The 20,462-nt window shown below is 63.1% G+C and carries 18 protein-coding genes and 1 pseudogene; 14 read left to right on the forward strand and 5 right to left on the reverse strand.

What is annotated here, in order from left to right; translation table 11 throughout:
* The first annotated feature begins 121 nt into the window (after positions 1–121).
* Positions 122–1,630, forward strand: a complete 1,509-nt coding sequence (locus tag NKI01_RS17450) for a winged helix-turn-helix domain-containing tetratricopeptide repeat protein (protein WP_352716416.1) — start codon at positions 122–124, stop codon at positions 1,628–1,630.
* A gap of 26 nt (positions 1,631–1,656) precedes the next feature.
* On the opposite strand, the gene NKI01_RS17455 is transcribed toward NKI01_RS17450, so the two are convergent.
* The gene (locus tag NKI01_RS17455; RefSeq protein ID WP_352918593.1) at positions 1,657–2,049 is read right to left on the reverse strand and encodes a GFA family protein; all 393 of its coding nucleotides are present in this window, start codon (positions 2,047–2,049) and stop codon (positions 1,657–1,659) included.
* Positions 2,050–2,179: 130 nt separating this feature from the next.
* Positions 2,180–3,064: a beta-keto acid cleavage family enzyme gene (locus tag NKI01_RS17460; protein ID WP_352639191.1), complete on the reverse strand. Its 885-nt coding sequence runs from the start codon at positions 3,062–3,064 to the stop codon at positions 2,180–2,182.
* A 96-nt stretch (positions 3,065–3,160) separates the two neighbouring features.
* On the opposite strand from NKI01_RS17460, the gene NKI01_RS17465 reads away from it, so the two are divergent.
* The 11 genes and pseudogenes from NKI01_RS17465 (at position 3,161) to NKI01_RS17515 (ending at position 15,163) form a co-directional block, all read left to right on the forward strand.
* The gene (locus NKI01_RS17465) at positions 3,161–4,066 is read left to right on the forward strand and encodes a MurR/RpiR family transcriptional regulator (RefSeq protein ID WP_352964012.1); all 906 of its coding nucleotides are present in this window, start codon (positions 3,161–3,163) and stop codon (positions 4,064–4,066) included.
* Complete coding sequence (locus NKI01_RS17470; protein WP_352964015.1) at positions 4,063–5,394, forward strand: aspartate aminotransferase family protein; 1,332 nt, start codon at positions 4,063–4,065, stop codon at positions 5,392–5,394. The genes NKI01_RS17465 and NKI01_RS17470 overlap by 4 nt, the downstream gene beginning before the upstream one ends.
* A 94-nt stretch (positions 5,395–5,488) precedes the next feature.
* Positions 5,489–6,442: a TAXI family TRAP transporter solute-binding subunit gene (locus NKI01_RS17475; protein ID WP_352547705.1), complete on the forward strand. Its 954-nt coding sequence runs from the start codon at positions 5,489–5,491 to the stop codon at positions 6,440–6,442.
* A 57-nt stretch (positions 6,443–6,499) separates the two neighbouring features.
* Positions 6,500–7,531, forward strand: a pseudogene (locus NKI01_RS17480) (TRAP transporter permease); the annotation flags it as partial.
* 157 nt (positions 7,532–7,688) lie between these two features.
* Positions 7,689–9,101, forward strand: coding sequence for a DUF3394 domain-containing protein (locus NKI01_RS17485; protein ID WP_352964055.1), 1,413 nt, complete (start codon positions 7,689–7,691; stop codon positions 9,099–9,101).
* 31 nt (positions 9,102–9,132) lie between these two features.
* Positions 9,133–10,095 carry a DMT family transporter gene (locus NKI01_RS17490; RefSeq protein ID WP_352964018.1) on the forward strand — a complete coding sequence of 321 codons (963 nt, stop codon included), beginning with the start codon at positions 9,133–9,135 and terminating at the stop codon, positions 10,093–10,095.
* A gap of 148 nt (positions 10,096–10,243) precedes the next feature.
* A complete protein-coding gene (locus NKI01_RS17495) occupies positions 10,244–10,963 on the forward strand; it encodes a FadR/GntR family transcriptional regulator (RefSeq protein WP_352964021.1) in 720 nt (239 codons plus the stop codon).
* A gap of 51 nt (positions 10,964–11,014) precedes the next feature.
* Complete coding sequence (locus tag NKI01_RS17500; protein ID WP_502899439.1) at positions 11,015–11,989, forward strand: sialic acid TRAP transporter substrate-binding protein SiaP; 975 nt, start codon at positions 11,015–11,017, stop codon at positions 11,987–11,989.
* 145 nt (positions 11,990–12,134) lie between these two features.
* On the forward strand, positions 12,135–12,707 hold the full coding sequence (locus tag NKI01_RS17505) for a TRAP transporter small permease (protein WP_352639197.1): 573 nt from the start codon (positions 12,135–12,137) through the stop codon (positions 12,705–12,707).
* Between the two features lie 3 nt (positions 12,708–12,710).
* On the forward strand, positions 12,711–14,117 hold the full coding sequence (locus tag NKI01_RS17510) for a TRAP transporter large permease (protein WP_352639198.1): 1,407 nt from the start codon (positions 12,711–12,713) through the stop codon (positions 14,115–14,117).
* Positions 14,114–15,163: an L-idonate 5-dehydrogenase gene (locus NKI01_RS17515; RefSeq protein ID WP_352964024.1), complete on the forward strand. Its 1,050-nt coding sequence runs from the start codon at positions 14,114–14,116 to the stop codon at positions 15,161–15,163. The genes NKI01_RS17510 and NKI01_RS17515 overlap by 4 nt, the downstream gene beginning before the upstream one ends.
* 100 nt (positions 15,164–15,263) lie before the next feature.
* On the opposite strand, the gene NKI01_RS17520 is transcribed toward NKI01_RS17515, so the two are convergent.
* The 3 genes from NKI01_RS17520 to NKI01_RS17530 are packed head-to-tail and all read right to left on the reverse strand — an operon-like array spanning position 15,264 to position 18,361.
* Positions 15,264–16,139: a carbohydrate ABC transporter permease gene (locus tag NKI01_RS17520; RefSeq protein WP_352918583.1), complete on the reverse strand. Its 876-nt coding sequence runs from the start codon at positions 16,137–16,139 to the stop codon at positions 15,264–15,266.
* Positions 16,136–17,026 (reverse strand): carbohydrate ABC transporter permease, encoded by an 891-nt coding sequence (locus NKI01_RS17525; RefSeq protein ID WP_352918581.1) that lies wholly within the window; start codon positions 17,024–17,026, stop codon positions 16,136–16,138. Before NKI01_RS17525 ends, NKI01_RS17520 begins: the two co-directional genes overlap by 4 nt.
* Before the next feature lie 42 nt (positions 17,027–17,068).
* Positions 17,069–18,361 (reverse strand): ABC transporter substrate-binding protein, encoded by a 1,293-nt coding sequence (locus NKI01_RS17530; protein ID WP_352918579.1) that lies wholly within the window; start codon positions 18,359–18,361, stop codon positions 17,069–17,071.
* A gap of 447 nt (positions 18,362–18,808) precedes the next feature.
* Between NKI01_RS17530 and NKI01_RS17535 the strand changes: the two genes are divergently transcribed.
* Together NKI01_RS17535 and NKI01_RS17540 are read left to right on the forward strand one after the other, a co-directional pair.
* Positions 18,809–19,684 carry an ROK family protein gene (locus NKI01_RS17535; RefSeq protein ID WP_352918577.1) on the forward strand — a complete coding sequence of 292 codons (876 nt, stop codon included), beginning with the start codon at positions 18,809–18,811 and terminating at the stop codon, positions 19,682–19,684.
* The gene (locus NKI01_RS17540) at positions 19,681–20,451 is read left to right on the forward strand and encodes a GntR family transcriptional regulator (RefSeq protein WP_352964027.1); all 771 of its coding nucleotides are present in this window, start codon (positions 19,681–19,683) and stop codon (positions 20,449–20,451) included. The genes NKI01_RS17535 and NKI01_RS17540 overlap by 4 nt, the downstream gene beginning before the upstream one ends.
* Positions 20,452–20,462: the final 11 nt, after the last annotated feature.

Genomic DNA, 20,462 nt, shown 5'->3' on the forward strand with positions numbered 1-20,462 from the left:
AATACGATTTGGGAGGACCCTCGACCTGAAAGAGGAGGAATTCTGCAGGATACGAACAGCGCCGTAATTAAGCTCTCCCAAATAGTTCTCAAAACTTCCAAACGGGCTATAGATGCGCCGTATGCAGGGATCGCGCTTTGCCTTTGGACCGTTCGCGCTTGATCCGGGCGCGGGAACGCTCCTCCGGAACGGTGTCCCCGTTGCCGTTGGCTACCGCGGGCTAAAGCTGCTTGCGGCGCTCGTCGGACGGTCCGGCGAAATCCTGAGCAAGGCTGAGTTGATGGACGCGGCGTGGCCGGGCACCGCCGTCGAGGAGGGCAACCTTACCGTCCAGATAGCGCTGCTGCGGAAGCTGCTTGGTCCGGCCGCCGACGGCGGTGAATGGATCGTCACGGTTCCGCGCATCGGCTACCGCTTCACGGGCGCCGTCGAACAGCTCGGCGGCGCGAAGCGAAAACCTTTGCCACTGCCCGGCAAACCATCGATAGCCGTGCTGCCCTTCGTTAATGTCAGCAACGATCCCGAGCAGGAATCCTTCGCCGATGGGTTGACCGAAGACCTGATCACGGACCTGTCGAGGATCTCCGGCCTGTTCGTCATCGCACGCAACTCGGCCTTTGCCTACAAAGGAAAGGCGATGGACGTGCGCGGGATCGCTGGGGAACTTGGCGTGCGCTACCTGCTGGAGGGAAGCGCAAGACGCGCCGCTGGGCAGGTGCGCATCAATGCACAACTGGTCGACGCGGCGAGTGGCGATCATCTATGGGCGGAACGCTTCGATCGCAGCCTGGAAGATATTTTTGCCGTTCAGGACGAGGTCACCGGCAAGATCGTCGAGGCGCTGCTCGGCCGGCTACGCGCACCACCGCCGCGCAATCGGCCCAAAAATCTCGAGGCCTACGATCTGTGTGTGCGCGCGCGCAAGCTGATGGACGATTCGCCGCAGACGGCGCGGGAAGCGCATCTGATGCTCACCCGCGCGGTTTCGCTCGATCCGGAATATGCCGAGGCCTATCGCTGGCTTGCCATGAACCACTGGATGGGATGGGTGCATTCCGGCGGACCAACCGAAACGTCCCGTAGCGTTGCTTTGGAGCTGGCGCGCAAAGCCGTGGCGATCGATCCCAACGATGCCGGCTGCCGCTGGGTCTTGGCTTACCTGCTTGCCTATGAGCGCAGCTTCGCCGAGGCGGATGCGGAATTCGCCAAGGCCATCGAGCTCGACCCGAACGAGGCCGATGCCTGGGCGGCACTGTCCGATATCGCGATCTTGGCGGGGCAGGTCGAGGAGGGCCTTGAGCACATCCGCAAGGCCTTCCGGCTGAACCCGTTTCCGGCAAGTTGGTATTATCTGACGCTCGGGCAGGCGCAATACGCGGCCCGCGAATACGAGGCTGCTGTCGAGACACTGCGCAGGGACGAGACTTATCGTACAAGCTCACGCCGTTTCCTGGCGGCAAGCCTTGCCCAACTCGGCCGGCTCGACGAGGCGCGTGCGGAGGTCGAACTGTTCCTCGTCGGCAACCCGCATTTCACAATCCGCCACTGGGCCGCGACTGAGCCATTCCGCGACGCTGCGACGCTTGAGCATTTCGTCGATGGCTTCCGCAAGGCTGGTCTTCCGGAGTGACGCGCCGGCGCACCGTTCGTGCGACCTTACTCTCCAAAGCGACCCGTGGCGTCACGATCGCGCTCGTATCGTCTCGTGAGCGGAAACGGCGGCAACCAGGACTCGCGACGGATGATCCAGCTTTCGTAGGTCGGCATCAGTTGGTCAGGCGCATCCAGCGACCCCAGGTTTACTTCGATTTCGTCGGCGGTGCGTCCGAAAATGGAGGAGCCGCAGCGGGGACAGAAAAACCGCCCGGCGTAGTCGCGTGTTTCGCCGTCGATCGTCACCGCATCCTCAGGAAAAATCGCGGAAGCGTGAAAAAGGGCGCCATGATGCTTGCGGCAGTCGAGACAGTGGCAAAGGCCGACCCGGTATGGGCGCCCCGACGCGACAATTCGGACGTTGCCACACAGGCACCCGCCGGTGAATCGGTCCATGCTGCGTCTCCTCCAAAATCAAGCGGCCGGAATGGTTACAACGACCGGCACTGTTGTTGCAATCGCCGCGCCGCGGGCGGGGACACGTCGTTCTTCCGTGGCGATGACATTGCAGCCGCCTCTCTATGCCTTACGCGAGCTTGCCGCCGAAAATAGGCTTTGGTTTGTCATATGAACGAAACGGCGCGTTCCATTGAGCCGCCAACTCGGCGGCCGAGGCGATCTTGACGCCGCAGTCGGCGAGTATGCGTGCGACCGTCGCTACCGGTTCGGCGTTGGACGAAGCTATTCTGCCGTCCGGAAGGAAGAGATTGTTTTCGAAGCCGACCCGGATATGGCCGCCAAGCAACGCGGCGGCGATCACGCACGCCGCTTCGTTGCGGCCGAAGGCGCAGACGCTCCAATGGTCGAAGCGCGGCGTGTTCGCCGCGAGGAATGGCAGGAGATCGGCAGGAACGGACGTCTGTCCCGGCGTGTAGCGGCCCAGCACGTAGAGAACCGGTATGCTTGCCCAGGGGATCAGTCCGCGCTGCTGCATGTCCGAAAGCCTGACGGCCTCCTCGGGCGAATAGAGGATGATCTGCGGCGCTACTCCCTCGGTGCGCAGCCAGGCCATGAAGCGCGCGAATGCGAGCTCCGATCCAGCATCAGGAACGATTTCGCGAAGCGCCAGGGAGACAGCTTGCGGCTTCACATCTTGTACGACGGCCATCTGCTGGGCCGGCGAATAGATACCGAGTGCTTCGGAAGTGATCTGAACTACCAAGCGGTCGCCGGCGGCACCGCGGATGGCGGCGATCGCCTGGCGGTAGGCGTCGGCGTCGAGCAGATGATTGCCGCTTCTGTCGCGGACATGGACGTGGATCATAGCCGCACCGGCATCGGCGCATTCCGCGGCCGTCCGCGCAAGTTCGGCTGGTGTCAGCGGAATCGCCGGATGGTCGGCCTTGCTGCGACGTCCCCCGTTCGGCGCGACAGCTATGGCGACGCGATCGAGACCATGGGCCGGCTTCATGGAGACGCTCTGTGAGTGACAAGATTCATATGAATCAATCTTTGACCACACTGAAACAGACGTTGCAATCGCTGGTCTGGCGAGCTAGCAATATCCATGGACCAGGGACAGCTTGCTGGACAGATCGTCAGTGCCTTCGACGGCATGTCGGCGCAGCTTCGGTCCGCCGCGCGCTATGTCCTTGATAAGCCGTATGATGTCGCGTTGTTGTCCATGCGGGAGCAGGCCCGGCACGCGGGAGTGCAGCCGGCCACGATGACGCGGCTGGCCCAGCATCTCGGCCTTGATGGCTACGAGACCGTACGCGATATCTACGCCGCCGCGATCCGGGACGGCGAAATCGGTTTTGCCGGCAAGGCGGGCCTCCAGGTGGCCAGCCAAAAGCTCAAGGGCGACCACGCGCTGGCGGCCGATATTCTGGATTCGATTTCCAGCCAGCTTGCCCATCTTGCCGAAAGCAGGTCGATCGACCGTCTGGTCGGCACGGCGAGGGCGCTGAGTTCGGCAAGGCGTGTCTATTGCCTCGGCCTGCGCTCGAGCCACGCAGTGGCCTGGCATCTGCATTACATCCTGTCGCTGATCGGCGAGAAGTCGGTGCTGCTGCACGGCATCGGCGGAACCGACGGCGACGCTCTGGCCCACGCGACCAAGGACGACGTGCTGATCGCCGCCAGCGTCCTGCCCTACACGCGCTTCACCATCGAGCTTGTCGAGTATGCTGCCGGCCGCGGCGTACCGGTCATTGCAATCACCGACAGCGGGGTAGCGCCCTTGGCGCTGCTTGCCGATCACCTGGTCATCGTGCCGACCGGCAGCCCGTCCTTTTTCCACACCATGACGCCCGCTTTCATCGTTGCTGAGGTCCTCGGTGCTCTTGTCGCAGGGCAGGCAGGCGAGGGCGCTGTTGAGTCGCTGCGACGTTTCGATGAGCAGGGCGCCGCTCTCAAGACCCATCTGAACCAACGTCCGCCGAAGAAAATGCCCATGAGGGACCGTCGATGACACACATTCTTCATCGAACCATCCACTCGACGCTGCCGGTCGCCATTCGCGGCCAAGGCATCGAACTGTTCGATGCCGAGGGCAAGTCCTATATCGACGCGTCGGGCGGCGCGGCCGTGTCCTGTCTCGGCCACGGCCATCCCGACGTGATCGCTGCACTGCACGCCCAGCTTGACCGCATCGCCTACGCCCACACCAGCTTCTTCACCACCGAGGTGGCGGAGCGCTTGGCGGATCGGCTGGTCGAGGACGCGCCGAAAGGCTTGGACCACGTCTATCTGGTCAGCGGCGGCTCGGAGGCGGTCGAGGCCGCGCTCAAGATGGCCAGGCAATATTTTGTCGAGAAAGGCGAGCCGCAACGGCGCCATCTCATCGCACGCCGGCAGAGCTATCACGGCAATACGCTCGGCGCTCTCGCCACCGGCGGCAACGAATGGCGGCGCGCCCAGTTCAGGCCGTTGCTGATCGAGACCCACCATATCGACCCCTGTTACGCCTATCGCTATCAAAAGCATGGCGAAAGCGACGAAGCCTATGCGGCGCGCGCTGCCCAGCAGCTCGAAGACAAGATCCTCGAACTCGGCCCGGACGAGGTAATCGCCTTTGTCGCTGAGCCGGTGGTGGGTGCCACGCTCGGCGCGGTGCCGCCGGTCGCCGATTACTTCAAACGCATTCGCGCGATCTGCGACCGCTACGGCGTGCTGCTCATCCTCGATGAGGTGATGTGCGGCATGGGCCGCACCGGCACGCTGCATGCGTGCGAGCAGGACGGCATCGCTCCCGACCTGCTGACCGTCGCCAAGGGGCTCGGCGGCGGCTACCAGCCGATTGGCGCGGTGCTGCTTGGCAGGCATATCTTCGACGCCTTTGCCCAAGGCTCGGGCTTCTTCCAGCATGGGCATACCTATATGGGGCATCCAATGGCGGCCGCGGCCGGCCTTGCCGTGCAGGAGGTCATCCGACGTGACCGTCTGCTCGACAACGTCAGCGCAATGGGCGCGCAGTTGGACGAACGCCTGCACCAACGCTTCGATAACCACCATCACGTCGGCAACATTCGCGGGCGGGGTCTGTTTAGGGGAATCGAGCTGGTGGTTGATCGCGCCACCAAGGAGCCGTTCGACCAGAGGCTTGAACTCAACGCCCGCATCAAGCGCGAAGCAATGGCCCGCGGCCTGATGATTTACCCGATGGCCGGGACGATTGACGGTGTGCGCGGCGTTCATGTGCTTGTGGCGCCGCCTTTCATCATCTCCAAACAGGATATCGATCGGATCGTCGAACGGCTCGGTGAGGCGATCGACGCTGCGATCGCTTCAGCGGCCTGACCCGCACGACGCGGATCGCCTCAACCCAATTCCAACGCGTCATCGGCGACGGGCCGGGACAACCACCAGAGAGGTAGCAACCATGTATAGTTCGATGAAAACCCTGATCGGCGCGGCGGCCTGCATGCTGCTGGCGCTGCCATCCGTCGGAGCCGAGCAGCGCTTCGTCACGGTCGGCACCGGCGGGGTCACCGGCGTCTACTACGCTGTGGGCGGCGCCATTTGCCGACTGATGAACAAGGACCGGCAGAAAACCGGCATCCGATGCTCGACCGAGTCGACCGGCGGTTCCGTCTTCAACGTCAACTCCATCCAGACCGGCGACCTCGATTTCGGCTTGACTCAATCGGACGTCCAGTACCAGGCCTATGAGGGGACTGGAAATTTCGACGGCAAGCCGTTCAAGGATCTGCGGGCCGTGTTCTCCGTCCATCCCGAGCCGTTTACCGTGCTGGCGCGGCCGGACGCCGGTGTCACCAAATTCGAGGACTTCAAAGGCAAACGCTTCAACGTCGGCAATCCCGGATCAGGCACCCGCTCGTCGATGGAGGAATTGCTCAAGCAGATTGGCTGGACGCTAGACGATTTCTCGCTTGCCGCTGAGCTGAAGGCGGACGAGCAGGGCAGCGCGCTGTGCGACAACAAGATCGACGGTTTCTTCTACGGCGTCGGTCATCCTTCCGCCGCGATCCAGGATCCGACCACGGCCTGTGGCGCCAAACTCATCCCGCTGACCGGTCCGGCAGTGGACGCGCTGTTAGCAGCCCATCCCTACTTTTCGGTCGCCACCATCAAGGGCGGAATGTACGCCAACAATCCGGACGACGTGAAGACATTCGGCGTCCGCGCCACCGTCGTGGCGAACGCCAGCACGCCCGATGAGGTGGTCTACGAACTGGTGAAGTCGGTCTTCGAAAATTTCGACGATTTCAAGAAGCTGCATCCGGCCTTCGCCAATCTCGATCCCAAGGAGATGATCGAGACCGGTCTGTCGGCGCCGGTACATCCGGGCGCGGAGCGCTACTACAAGGAAAAGGGCTGGCTCTGAGGCCTCCGATGCGGGGCGCCCACGGGCGCCCCGCATCGCAAATAATTGTGGGGAACGATGACAGATCAAAGCCAGCGGGCGGCAGCGCCTGACCAACCCGCTATCGACATTGACAAGCTCAGCGAGATCGTCGCCGAAGCCGACACCGGTGGGCGCAAGCCGACCGGCCGCACCGCGAAGCTGATCCTCGGCGTATCGCTGGCATGGTCGCTGTTCCAGCTCTGGTATGCCTCGCCCCTTCCGTTCATGCTCAATTTTGGTGTCGTCAGCGACGGCATCGCCCGCTCCATCCATCTGGCCTTCGCCCTGTTTCTGGCGATGCTGACGTTTCCGGCCTTCAAGACCTCGTCGCGCAGCCGGGTGCCGCTGCCCGACTGGGTGCTAGGCATCGCCGGGGCGGCGTCCGCCCTCTATCTGTTGGTCTTTTACAGCGATATCGCCCATCGGCCGGGTCTTCCGACTACGGCTGACCTGGTCGTCTCGATCGCCGGCGTCCTCATCCTGCTCGAGGCCGCGCGTCGCGCCGTCGGGCCTGCCATCACCGTCATCGCGGCGATCATGCTGATCTATATCTTCGCCGGGCCTCACCTTCCTGGCCTGCTTGGCCACAAGGGCGCGACGTTATCGCGCGCAGCCTCGCAGATGTGGCTGACGTCGGAGGGGGTCTTCGGTGTTGCCCTCGGTGTGTCCACCAATGTCGTCTTCATGTTCGTTCTGTTCGGAACATTGCTGGAGCGCGCCGGCGCCGGCGGCTTTTTCATCCAGCTTGCCTTCTCGCTGCTCGGCAAATACCGCGGCGGTCCGGCCAAGGCCGGCGTTGTCGCTTCCGGCCTGACCGGCATGATTTCTGGGTCGTCGATCGCCAATGTCGTGACCACCGGAACCTTCACCATCCCGCTGATGCGCCGGGTCGGATATTCTGCGGTCAAGGCGGGCGCCATCGAATGTGCGGCCGGCGTCAATGGTCAGCTGATGCCTCCGGTGATGGGCGCCGCCGCGTTCCTGATCGCCGAATATGTCGGCATCTCCTATGCCGAGGTGGTCAAGCACGCCTTCTACCCAGCGCTGCTGACCTACGGCTCGTTGTTCTACATCGTCGATATCGAGGCGATGAAGACGGGGATGAAGGGCCTGCCGTCACGCAGCGCGCACTCCGCATTTCAGGGTGCGCTGCGTGGGCTGATGGGCAATATGCGGCTTCATCGTCCTCGCAGGGCTTGTCTATTACGGCATTGGCTGGACGAAGATCGTTTTCGGCGCGGCCGCGACCTGGATGATCAGTGCCGCGCTGATCGCCGTCTACATCGGCCTTGTCGCCTACCGTGCGCGCTATCCCGACCTGCCGCTGGAGGATCTGGAGGGCGAGATCGTAAGGATTCCGCATTTCGGCGAGACGGCGCGCACCGGCCTGCATTTTCTGCTGCCGGTGATCCTGCTGATCTGGTGCCTGATGGTGGAGGAGCTGTCGCCCGGCCTGTCGGCATTCTGGGGCGCTGTCGCCCTGATGGCGCTGATCGTGACGCAACGGCCGCTCACCGCCTTTTTCCGCAAGGACCGTGCGCTGGCACGGCATTGGCTTCGCGGTTTCGACGATCTGGTCGGTGGCCTGTCCGCCGCTGCACGGAACATGACGACGGTCGGCATTGCCACTGCGACGGCCGGCATCATCGTCGGCACGGTTCTGCTCACGGGCATCGGGCTGGTGATGACCGAGCTGGTCGAATTCATCTCGGGCGGCAGCTTCATCGTCATGCTCTTGTTCACCGCGGTGATCTGCATCATTCTCGGCATGGGCATGCCGACCACTGCAAGCTATGTCGTCGTCGCCACCTTGATGGCGCCGGTCATCGTCGATTTGGCGGCGCAGAACGATCTTGCCGTGCCGCTGGTCGCCGTCCATATGTTCGTTTTCTATTTCGGGCTGATGGCAGACGTGACGCCGCCAGTGGGGCTGGCGGCTTATGCTGCTGCGGCAATTTCCGGCGCCGATCCGGTGAAGACCGGGATTCAGGGTTTCAAATACGAGATCCGTACCGGCCTGCTGCCGTTCATCTTCATCTTCAACACCGGACTGCTGATGATCGATCTCGAAGGTCCGTTCGACTTCGTCGCGATGGTGGTGACGTCGACGCTGGCCATGGTCTCGTTTGTAGCAGCGACGCAGAATTGGATGCTCGTGCGCAACCGCTGGTACGAGACGATTGCGTTGCTGCTGGCCTGTTTCATCTTGTTCAGGCCGGGACTTTTGCTCGATCAGGTGAGCGAACCCTATCGGGCAGTGCCTGCCTCCGAACTCGGCCGTATCGTCGACGAGACAGCCGAGGGGGGCGCAGTTCGCTTGCGCCTGACGACACTGAACCTCAACGGCGATGAGATATCGAAGCTGGTGCGGCTACAACTCGGGCCTGGAAATTCATCGGCCGAACGCCTGAAGGCCGCGGGCTTGGACGTCAGTGCGCTTGGCGATAACGTGACGGTCGGCGTGGTGCGACTGGGCAGCCAGGCGGCCAAATTCGGCCTGCAGCCGGGCGACGAAATCAATCAGGTGCTAGTCCCTGCGGAACGGCCGTCGCGCTATTGGTTCGCCATCCCGGCACTGCTGTTGCTCGGTCTCGTCGTCTGGGGTCAGAAGCGGCGAAGGCGGACGGTTGGTCTATAAGCGCCTTATGAGCGGAAGAGTCTTGGCCAGCATGTCGGTAACAAGAGAACCAAACGGCGCCCCGGAGCCGGCTACCGCGGAAAAGCGCACGACGACGCGCGACCGCCCCTTCGAACCCGTCGACTACGGGCTTTACGCGCTGACGGTCATCGCCTGGAGCGCATCGTGGTTCGCGATCGAACTTCAGGTCGGCAGCGGCGTATCGAACGAGGTCAATCTGGTCTGGCGCTTCGCCATCGCCACGCTGCTGATGTTTGCCTGGGCGGGTTTTTCCGGCGGGCGGCTCCGCTTTCCGATCACCGATCATCTGCGCTTTGCTGTGCTCGGCATCCTCATCTTCTCATCGAACTTCCTGTTTTTCTATTACGCCGCCGGCTATCTCGTCAGCGGATTGCTCTCGGTCGTCTTCTCGCTCGCCTCGGTCATCAACATGCTGCTCGGTGCCTTGGTCATCGGCGAGCGCCCGGCGCCGCGCATTCTCGCCGGCGGCGTTATTGGCTTCGCCGGCATAGCGCTGATGTTCTTTCCCGAAATTGCCGCGAACGGGCTTTCAGGCAGGACGTTGGTGGGCCTTCTGCTGTGCCTCTGTGGCACGCTGAGCTTCTGCGCCGGTAATCTCGTCTCCGTCGCAAACCAGCGCCGCGGCCTGCCGCTCGTTTCAACCAGCGCCTGGGGCATGCTCTATGGCACTCTGTGGTCGGCGTTCCTGGCCTTCCTCCTCGGCGAGCCGTTCGTGTTCGCGACGACCGCTTCCTATATCGGCTCGCTGGTCTTCCTCGCCGTCATATCAACGGTCATGGCTTTCGCCGCCTACCTGACGTTGCTCGGACGCATTGGCGGCGCCCGCGCCGGTTATGCGACCGTCATATTTCCCGTCTTTGCGCTTTTGATCTCCACCGCGCTGGAAGGCTATGCCTGGACCGCTTACGCGATCATCGGGCTCGTCCTCGTCGCCGCCGGGAACGTCCTGATCATTCGCGGAGGACGGCGCTGACGCATGGAATGCCTGCGCAATGCCGCCGCCTTCCGCTGCGCGGGCCGCGGTTCTGTCGAGCTTGACTCTCTGCATCGTCCGTCTAAGCTTGCGGTCAATGGGTCAGACCAATGTACCAGGGGCGAGCCGGGGAGGGAATTAGACGCGCATGCCGATCCAGGCCGTTGAACCACGCCGGCTATACCGACAGGTCGCCGATCAGCTCAGGCAGCTGATCGATGCCGGCGAGTTTTCCGTCGGCGACCGTCTGCCGACCGAGCGGGATCTGGCCGACCAGCTCGGAATTTCCCGCCCGACGGTCCGTGAAGCGCTGATAGCGCTGGAGGTCGAAGGCCGCATACGCATCCGCGTCGGCTCGGGCATCTACGTCACCGATCCGCCGAGCGCCGCCGCCTCCGAACCCGAAATCGAGGAAGGCCCGTTCGAGCTGTTGCGCGCGCGCGAATTCGTCGAAGGCGCGATCGCCGCCGAAGCGGCCCTCCATGTCCGGCCTGCAGATATCGAACGGCTCGACGACGTGCTGCGCCGGATGGAGGCCATGCGTCACCCCAACAAGATGACCATTACGCTCGACCGGGAATTCCATACTGCAGTCGCCGGCATTCTCGAGAACGCGGTGCTGGTGCGCTTCATCGGCGAGCTTTTCGACCAGCGCATGAACCCGTACTTCGAACGCCTGTCGATCTATTTCGAGACCAACGATTCCTGGCAGATCGCGGCAAAGGAGCATCGTGTCGTGCGCGATGCGATTGCCGCGCGCGACCCCGAGCGGGCCAAGGCCGCCATGCAGCAGCATCTGCGCCAGTCGCAAATCAGATTCTCACGCAATTTCGATGAGAGAGCCGCAGCCAAGGAGGTTGCGGAATAGCAGTTGGCCGGGGGGAGATCCGGCCGTCAAATCCAACCAGGGAGGAATTAGATGTTGAGAAAATACGCAGTTCTGCTCGGTGCGATCGCCGCAATTGCCATACCGATGGCGTCGGCCTCGGCGGAAACGGTCCTGAAATGGGCACATGTCTACGAGACGACGGAGCCCTTCCACACCGAATCCGTGTGGGCGGCCGACGAGATCAAGAAGCGCACCCAGGGACGCTACGCCATCGACGTCTATCCGGCCTCGCAGCTTGGCAAGGAAGCAGACATCAACCAGGGCCTGATGCTCGGCACCGTCGATATCATCATTTCCGGATCGAGCTTCGCGGCGCGCGAATATCCACCGATCGGCGTCACCTATTTCCCATACACTTTCCGCGATGCCGACCATCTGCTGAAATACACCAAGAGCAACGTCTACAAGGCCCTGACCAAGGGCTACGAGGACAAGACCGGCAATCACATCGCCGCCACCACCTATTACGGGACGCGGCAGACCACCTCGAACCGGCCGATCGCCAAGTGCTCCGACATGCAGGGCTTGAAGATGCGCGTCCCCGACGTGCCCGCCTATCTAGCCATGCCGCGTGCCTGCGGCGCCAACACCGCGCCGATTGCCTTCGCCGAGGTCTATCTCGCCCTGCAGAACGGCACGGTCGAGGCCCAGGAGAACCCGCTGACCACCATCGAGGCGAAGAAATTCTACGAGGTGCAGAAGAACATCGTGCTGACCGGCCATATCGTCGATCATCTCAACACCATCGTATCGGCGTCGCGCTGGGCCTCGCTATCCGACGAGGACAAGAAGATCTTCACCGAGGTGATGCAGGAGGCTGCCGCCCGCGCCACGGCGAAGATCGTCGCCCGCGAAAAGGAACTGGTGCAGGTATTCAAGGACCGCGGCATCACCGTAACCGATGTCGACCGTGCCGACTTCGAGAAGAATGTGCTGGAGAAGGTCACCTTCGAGGAATTCGGCTACAACAAGGCCGATTGGGAAGCGATCCGCGCCATCAAGTAGGGCATCGGGAAATCGAATGCTCAATCAAGAGGATAGGGCGGCAATCGGATTCGCCGCTTTAACCTGCCCATCCGTCCGGCTTCAAAATTACGCCGGACGGCCTTTCCAATCCTTGACGACCCACCAGCTTCGGGAGCCCGCGCCAATGGCCGAGGAACACCACACCGAGATCACCGTCGAAGAAATTGCCCACGCCTTCGAGGAGGTGCCGGTACACGTCGACCTGTCGGACCACGGCATCGAGGACTGGATTACGCTTGCCGTGTTCTGGGGCATGGTCGTGTGTGTCTTCCTGCAGTTCTTCACCCGTTATGCGCTGAACAACAGCTTTGCCTGGACCGAGGAGATCGCCATCAACGCGCTCGTCGTCGTCGTTTTTCTCGGCGCCGCCATGTGCGTGCGCCTTTCGCGCCACATCCATGTCGACGTGCTTTACCACTATCTGCCGGAGCGCGTTGGCCGTTGGCTGGCGCTCGCCGTCGATATTATCCGCATAGCATTCTTCGCCTACGGAACATGGCTGATGTGGCGCTACGTCATGATCGTGGCGCATGAGCGCATGGTCACAGTCAACCTGCCGCGGCGCTGGTTCTTCTACGCCGTCTTGGCTGGCTTCGTGCTGATGCTTCTGCGCTCGATCCAGGTCTTCGTCGGCAATTACAGGCGCGGCTATTCAGTGCTCGAGCGTCCCGGTGCGTTCGAGACGGCGGGGGTCTGAGCGATGCTGCTTCTGGTAGGGGGCTTTCTTGTCCTGATGCTCATCGGCGTGCCGGTCGCTGTTTCGATGGCGGCCGCCTCGATCCTTTACCTCGTCATCTACGGCGTCGCGCCCGATATCATCGCGGCCCAGCGCATGATCGCCGGGGTCGAGAGCTTTCCGCTGCTCGCCGTTCCCTTCTTCATCCTGGCCGGCAACCTCATGAACATTGCCGGCGTCACCGGGCGCATCTATTCTTTCGCCCTTGCCCTGGTCGGCTGGATGAAGGGCGGCCTGGCGCAGGTCAACATCATCGGATCGGTGATCTTTTCCGGCATGTCGGGCACCGCGCTCGCCGACGCCGCCGGCATCGGCACCATCGAGATCAAGGCGATGAAGGACCACGGCTATCCGATCGACGCTGCGGTCGGCGTCACCGCCGCTTCCGCCACGCTCGGGCCGATCTTCCCGCCCTCGCTGCCCTTCGTCATCTACGGCATGATGGCCAATGTCTCGATTGGCGCGCTGTTCATGGCCGGCATCCTGCCCGGCGTGGTCATGACCGTGCTGATGATGATTACGGTTGCCATCTTTGCCTACAGTCGCGGCTGGGGCTCCGACACACCTTTCGAGCTTCGGCGGCTCGCTGAAGCGGCGGGCGAGGTGCTGGTGGTGGCGGCCTTTCCGATTGGCTGTTACGTGCTTGTGCAACTTGGCCTGTCGATCAACATCGCGGTCGGTATCGCGCTGCTGGTGCTGATCGCGGCGGACTGGTATTTCGACTTCTCCGCGGTCATGGCGCTGATGACGCCGGTCATCCTGATCGGCGGCATGACGATGGGCTGGTTCACGCCGACCGAAGCGGCGATGGCGGCTGTGATCTGGTCGCTTTTCCTCGGCCTGGTTCGCTACCGCACGATGACGCTGCGTTTGCTTGCCAAGGCCAGCTTCGACACGATCGAAACGACCGCTTCGGTGCTCTTCATCGTCACCGCCGCATCGATCTTCGCCTGGCTGCTCACCGTCAGCCAGGCGGCACAGTTGTTTTCGACCTTCATCTTCGCGCTCACCGAAAACAAGTGGGTCTTCCTGATTCTGGTCAACATCCTGATGCTGGTGGTCGGCTGCTTCCTCGATACGATCGCCGCGATCACCATTCTGGTGCCGATCCTGCTGCCGGTCGCCGCCGTCTACGGCATCAACCCGGTGCATTTCGGGCTGATCATGACGCTCAACCTGATGATCGGGCTTTTGCACCCGCCGCTCGGCATGGTGCTGTTTGTGCTGTCACGTGTCGCCAAGCTTTCGGTCGAGCGCACCACCATGGCGATCCTGCCGTGGCTGGTGCCGCTTATCGTGGCGCTGCTTCTGATCACCTTCATACCCGCCATCACGCTTTGGCTGCCGACCGAGATGGGCTTGATCCGGTGAGTGGCCAGGTGATTGCCGCGACGCTGTTCGGCCCGCAGGACCTGCGCGTCGTGGAGCATCCGCCGGGACCGCTGGCACTAGGGATGGTGCGGGTGCGCTTCGGGGCAGGGGGCATCTGCGGCTCCGACCTGCATTATTTCCGCCATGCCCGTACCGGCGACTTCGTGGTGACCTCGCCGCTTGTCCTCGGCCACGAAATCTCAGGCGAAATCGTCGAGATCAATGGCGCCGCGCCCGGCCTGGATGTCGGCGACCACGTCGCGGTCAATCCGTCGCGCTGGTGCGGGCATTGCGCGCGATGCCTGGAAGGCCGCGTCAATCTCTGCGAGAACATCTACTTCATGGGCTCGGCATCGAAGACACCGCATATGCAGGGCGGCTTCGCCAGTCTGTTCGACGCCACGCCCGCGCAATGTTTCAAGGTTCCATCTGACGTGGCCTACCAGGCGGCGGCACTTGCCGAGCCGTTGGCGGTCAGCCTGCACGCCGTCGCGCGGGCGGGCGACATCAGGGGCCGCAACGTCGTCCTGTTCGGTGCCGGCCCCATCGGTCTCTTGACCATGCTCGCGGCCAGGCTTGCCGGCTGCGCTGAACTGACCGTCGCCGACATCGCCGCCGCGCCGCTCGCCTTCGCTCGCCGGCTTGGCGCTGACAGGACGATGGACCTTTCCGGCGGTAACGCCGAGCTTCACGCGCTCTCGGCCGGCGGTTCGCTCGATGTGGCGTTCGAGATTTCGGGCAGCGCGGCCGGCCTTGCCGCTGCGATCTCCAGCGTCCGGCGCGGCGGTACGGTGGTCCAGGTCGGCAATCTTCCCGGTGGCCAGATCCCGCTGCCTGCCAACGCGGTGATGGCCAAGGAGATCGACCTCAAAGGCACCTTCCGCTTCGGCAGCGAGTTCAGCCGGGCGGTCGATCTCATCGTCTCGGGAGAGGTCGACGTCCTCAAGCTGGTGACTGCCGAGCGCACGCTTTCTTCCGCCCCCGATGCGTTCCGACTTGCCGCCGACCGTTCACAGAGTGTCAAGGTCGTGCTGACCGCGGACTGATCGAGGATGCGCGATCTTCGTTTTGACCAGGCGATGGCCGAAAGCGTTGTGGCGCGGCCAGGCCAAGGATGCCTGCTGAACTCAATCGGTGCCGCTGACACTATCCCTTGATCGCCGAGCCGACGATCGAATCGACGAAGAAGCGCTGCAGGAAGACAAACAGCACCAATGGCGGCAGCACGGCGAGTGTGGCGCCGGCCATCACCAGTCCGGTATTGAGGGCGCCTCTGTTGTAGCTGAGCAAACGGCTCAGGCTGATGACGATCGGATAATCCTCTGCATTGCCCTGCAGCACGGTGAGCGGCCAGAGATAACTGTTCCAGTGATAGACGAAGGCAAACAGCGCCAATGCCGCGATCGCCGGTGCCACGCTCGGTGCGACGATCTTGAACAGGATCAGCAGTTCTGACGCCCCATCCATCCGTGCGGCGTCGATCAGATCGTCCGGCACGCCGGCGATGAACTGGCGCATCAGGAAAATGCCGAACGCGTTGGCGAGATTGGGTACGATGATGCCGGCAAGGCTGGCGTTCAGCCCGATTGATCCGACGAGACGATAAAGCGGGATCAGCGTGACGATCGGCGGCAGGAACATGGTGGCGATCAGGACCGAAAACAGCAGCGAGCGGCCCGGAAAGTGATGCTTGGCGAAGGCATAGCCAGCCATCATACTGGTGACCAGAATGCCTGTGGTGGTGATGGTGGCGATGACCAGAGAATTCCACATCGAGCGGCCGACATTGATCACGCCGGACACCCTCTCATAGGCTTCGAGGCTCGGCGTGTGCGGTATCCACACCGGTGGCACCTGCATGGTTTCGGCCGGCGTTTTCAGGCTGGAAAGCATCATCCACAACAGCGGGAAGGCTGAGGCGACGGCAACCAGCAGCATCAGCGTCGCGAGCAGCGCTCTGCGGCCTGCCGGGCGCTTGCGCACCAGCCGGCTCGACCATCCCGAACGGCTCGGCGCGCTCATTCGTCGTCCTTCCGGTTGGCATACGCGAACAGCGCGCACACAACGACGATCAGTGCCAGCATCAGCATCACCGCCATGGCCGAGCCCAACCCACCTTGCGCGCGCTCGATGCCGACTCGGCGGATATGGTAGGTCAGCACGTTGGTCGAGCCGACCGGCCCGCCTTGGGTGATCAGCGCGACCGGCTCGAACACCTGCACGGCGTTGATGATGGCGATGACGGCGCTGAACAGGAGCGTGCGGCGCAATAGCGGCAAGGTGATGAAGCGGAACTGTTCGCGCCGGTTGGCGCCGTCCAGCGTCGCCGCCTCGTAAAGACTGCCCGGGATCTGGGTCAGCCCGGCAACTGCCAGCACCGTGAAATAGCCGATCTGCTGCCAGACATTGAGGACGACGATCGAGATCAACGCCGATCTTGGCGAGGACAGCCACGGTTGCGGGCCGATGCCGGCGAGGCCGAGCATCTGGTTGAGGGGCCCTTCGCTCGGCGAATAGAGCTTCGACCAGACCAGCGTCACGGCGATCATCGGCACCATGTAGGTGGAAAACAATACTGTCCGCAGCGCCGTGCCGCCTGCGACCTCGCGCTGGTAGACCATCAAGCCGAACGCTACCGAAAGAGGCAGGAGGAGGATCACCGACAGCGCCGTGTAGATCGCGGTGTTGAGCAGCGCTCGTTTGAAATCCCGCCCGACCGAGGTCGGCCCGAATATTTCGCGAAAATTGTCGAAGCCGATGAAGCTCGCATTGGAAAAAGGTGTTTGCGTCGACCAGTCCTGGAACGACAGCCAGATGGTGAGCAGCATCGGCAGCAGAATGAAAATGCCGATCAATGTCACGGCGGGCGCCAGCATGATGCCCGCCGAGGCACGATAGGTCTTGATCATCGCTCCGCTTCCAAAGCGTCGGCTCTCGAAACAGCGCCTTCGCTATTTGGCGGCACGCTCCAGGATCGAGACGGCATCGGCCTGCGCGTTCGCCTGCGCATCCTTGGCCGAGAGCTGACCATACTGCAACGCCTCGAGCGTCTGTTGCAGCGACTCGCTGAACTCCTGGCCTCCCGGCACGACAGGGAAGGGCTTGGCGTCGGCAAGCACGCTGACATAGCCGGACAGGAACTCGGAGCCGAGCTTGTCCTTATGGGCTTCGATATCGGAGGCACGCGACGGCAGGATTCCCATCGACATCAGAATATCCGACATTGCCGAGGCGCCGTTCTTGCCGGATTTCGGATTGTTCAGCCATGCCAGAAAATCCCATGCCGCTTTTTGCTCGGCCTCACCGGCATTGGCGTTGACGACAGTCATCCACGAATAGGAGATCGAGTGTGGCTTGCCACCGCTCGGGCCGACCGGGATGGGTGCGGTGGCGATGTTTGAGAACTTGCCGCCCATGCCGGTCTTCAACGCGCTTTCCCACCAATTGGCCATGATGATCATGCCGGTCTTGCCGGAGACGAAATTGTCGAGGAAGGGGCCGGTGGTGTTGGCGTCGGCGGTGGCCATCGCGGGGTCGCTTGCGCCGGATTTGATCAGGTCCTCGTAGAGCTGGAACGTCTCGCCGGCTTGAGCACTGTCGAGCACTGGCTTGCCGTCCTTGACCAGCTCGCCGCCATTGGAGACCAGCAGCGAGGCGAAGGGATGGACGACGCCCGCCGCCCAGGAGTTGATTATGCCGAAACCTTGCTGGCCGGCATCTTTCCTGGTCAGCTTCTGGGCCGCATCCTTCAACTCGGACCAGGTCTTCGGCGCGGCCGTAATGCCTGCCTGCTTGAACAGCTCCTTATTGTAGTTCAGCGCATAGACGTCGATCTCGTTCGGAATGCCGTAGAGCGTGCCACCAACGGAGGCTGCGCTGACGACACCGGCCGGCCACGCACTTTTGACCTCGCCGGCAACCGTGTCGGGGGCCGGCGCGACCAGCTTGTCTCGCGCCAGTTCGGGCAGCCACAAATCGTAGATGCCGCCGATCGTCGGCCCATCGGAACTGCCGCCCTGGGAACGAAGCGTCGTTAGGAGGTCGCCGAAGGGAACGGCGCGGACGGTGACGGTCACATCCGGATTGGTCTTGGCGTAGTCCTTGGCCGCGGCGTCCAGCAACGCCACCGTCTCCGGCGACCAGTGGGTCAGATAGGAGATGTTGACCGACTGAGCCCAGCCGACGGTGGGCGATGTCAACAACCCTGCAGCCAGTGCCAGTTTCGAAATCCAAGCCAAAGACATCCGGATCCTCCGCGTAGCCGCACAGCGATATCAATGACGTTATGACAACTTGAAGTAATGATGCAAGCGCTATCTTCGTGGAAAGTTCCTGCCGGCGCTGCGGCGATTTCTTACTTCGATCTAAAAAGTGCGAGATAGCCTTTTGAAAACAGACAATTAGCTGAAATAGTTCGAGCTGTTCCTCCGTGCCGCCAGGCCAAAAACATGCCGCGAGGATCTTGCGATCGACGTCATGTCGTTATAATGACATTAAGCCACAGGGATGCGGATGTCGACAAGAGCGGGACTGAGCATGTTTTCGATTCATCGACACGCCGCGCTCAGTCTGCTCGGCGGCTTTGCCGCCGCGTGCACCGGGCTATGTACCGCAATGCCGACCAGAGCCGACGACACCTTGTGGAACTGGCGCTCCGAGGACCGGGCGACCGCCAGTCGGAGCCGCTCTCGATGACACGCGTTCTCGCCATCGATCTCGGCGGCACCAATTTGCGCGCCGCTATCCATACCGGCGATGTTCGCTGGCTGGAGATGCTGAGCCGCGAGCCCGCGCCGGCCAGCCTTGATGCCTTCGTCGTCCGCATCAACGCGTTGCGCGCCGAGGCCAGCCCGGTCGAGGCACTCGGCCTCGCGGTGCCGGGGCTTGTCGAAGGCTCGGTCTGCCGCTGGATTCCGAACCTGCCCTATCTGGACGGCATCGATGTCGCGGCCTTGTTTCCTCGTCTGCCTATTGCCATTGGCAATGACGCACAGATCGCCATGCTGGCCGAAGCGGTCGAAGGTGCCGCAAAAGGCCTGTCCGATGCCATCCTGCTGGCGATCGGCACCGGCATCGGCTCCGCCGTTCTGGCCAATGACCGCATCGTCGCCGGCGCACGTGGCGGCGCCTGCTCATTCGGCTGGGCCTGCGCCGACATCGAGGACGAAGGCGAGGACCGCAGCGGCTGGCTGGAGCGCTTCGCTTCCGGGCGTGCGTTCGACGCCGCGGCGCGCCAGATCGGGTTGGCCAATGGCGGCAGGTTGGTCGAGGCCGCCCGGGCTGGCAAGACGGCCGCACTTGACGCGTTGGAGCTGCCGGCGCGCCGGCTGGGCACTGCCCTTGCGGGTGCCGTGGCGCTGCTCGATCCGCAGGCGATCCTGATTTCCGGCGGTCTTGCCGATGCGCTGGACGTGGTAGGACCGCCGCTGCTTTCGGCTTTGCAGCGTCAACTGCCGCCGCATCTGCGCGATGTCGTTCTGCGGTCCGGCGAATTCGGTTCCCGTGCCGGTCTCGTCGGCGCGTCGCTGGCCGGTCTCGCCGGAGCACAGTGGAGGCAGATAAGATGAGCGAGCCGAGCTTTCAGCAACCCGACCGCAGAAGGCCCGAGCCGCTCTGGTATCAGGTGGAGGAAGCGATCCGCGCCATCGTCAAGAGCGGCGAGTGGGCCACCGGTGACCAGATTCCGGCCGAAGACAGATTGTGCGCCTTGTTCGGGGTGAGCCGCATCACGCTGCGTCACGCACTGCGCAATCTGGAGGAGCACGGGCTGCTCAGGCGCGAACATGGCCGTGGCACCTTCGTGCGCTCCACCACGCTGGTCGCCGGCACCCGCGAACTGACCAGCTTCACCCAGGAAATGGGCAATATGGGCGTGGTCGCCGGCTCTCGCTTGCTCGACTGCAGCCTGACCACCGCCAATGTCGCCGCGGCCGGAGCGCTGGAGATCGAGGAGGGCGACCCGGTGGTGCGCATCCGGCGGCTCAGGCTCGGCAACAACGAGCCGATCGGCATCCAGACGGCGCAGCTCTCGGCCGCGCGCGTGCCCGGCTTTCTCGATGCCGGCCTGCTGCAGGGCTCGCTCTACGAAGCACTGGAACGCCACTATGGCATCGTGCCGGTCGCAGCGCGCGAAAACTACCGTGTCGGCGCGGTCGGGGCGGCGGATGCCGAGTTGCTCGATCTGCCCACGGGGAGTCCCGCTTTCGTGGTCGAGCGCATCACTACCGACGAGCGCGGCCCATTCGAATTCACCGTCTCGGTCATGCGCGGCGACCGCTATGAAATCCGCTCGACGCTGCGCGCCGGCCGCGCCGCGCCAAACGCAAGAAGCTGAGCCATTACCGA

This window comes from Mesorhizobium sp. M0815, from assembly GCF_040319995.1.
Classification (GTDB): Bacteria; Pseudomonadota; Alphaproteobacteria; order Rhizobiales; family Rhizobiaceae; genus Mesorhizobium.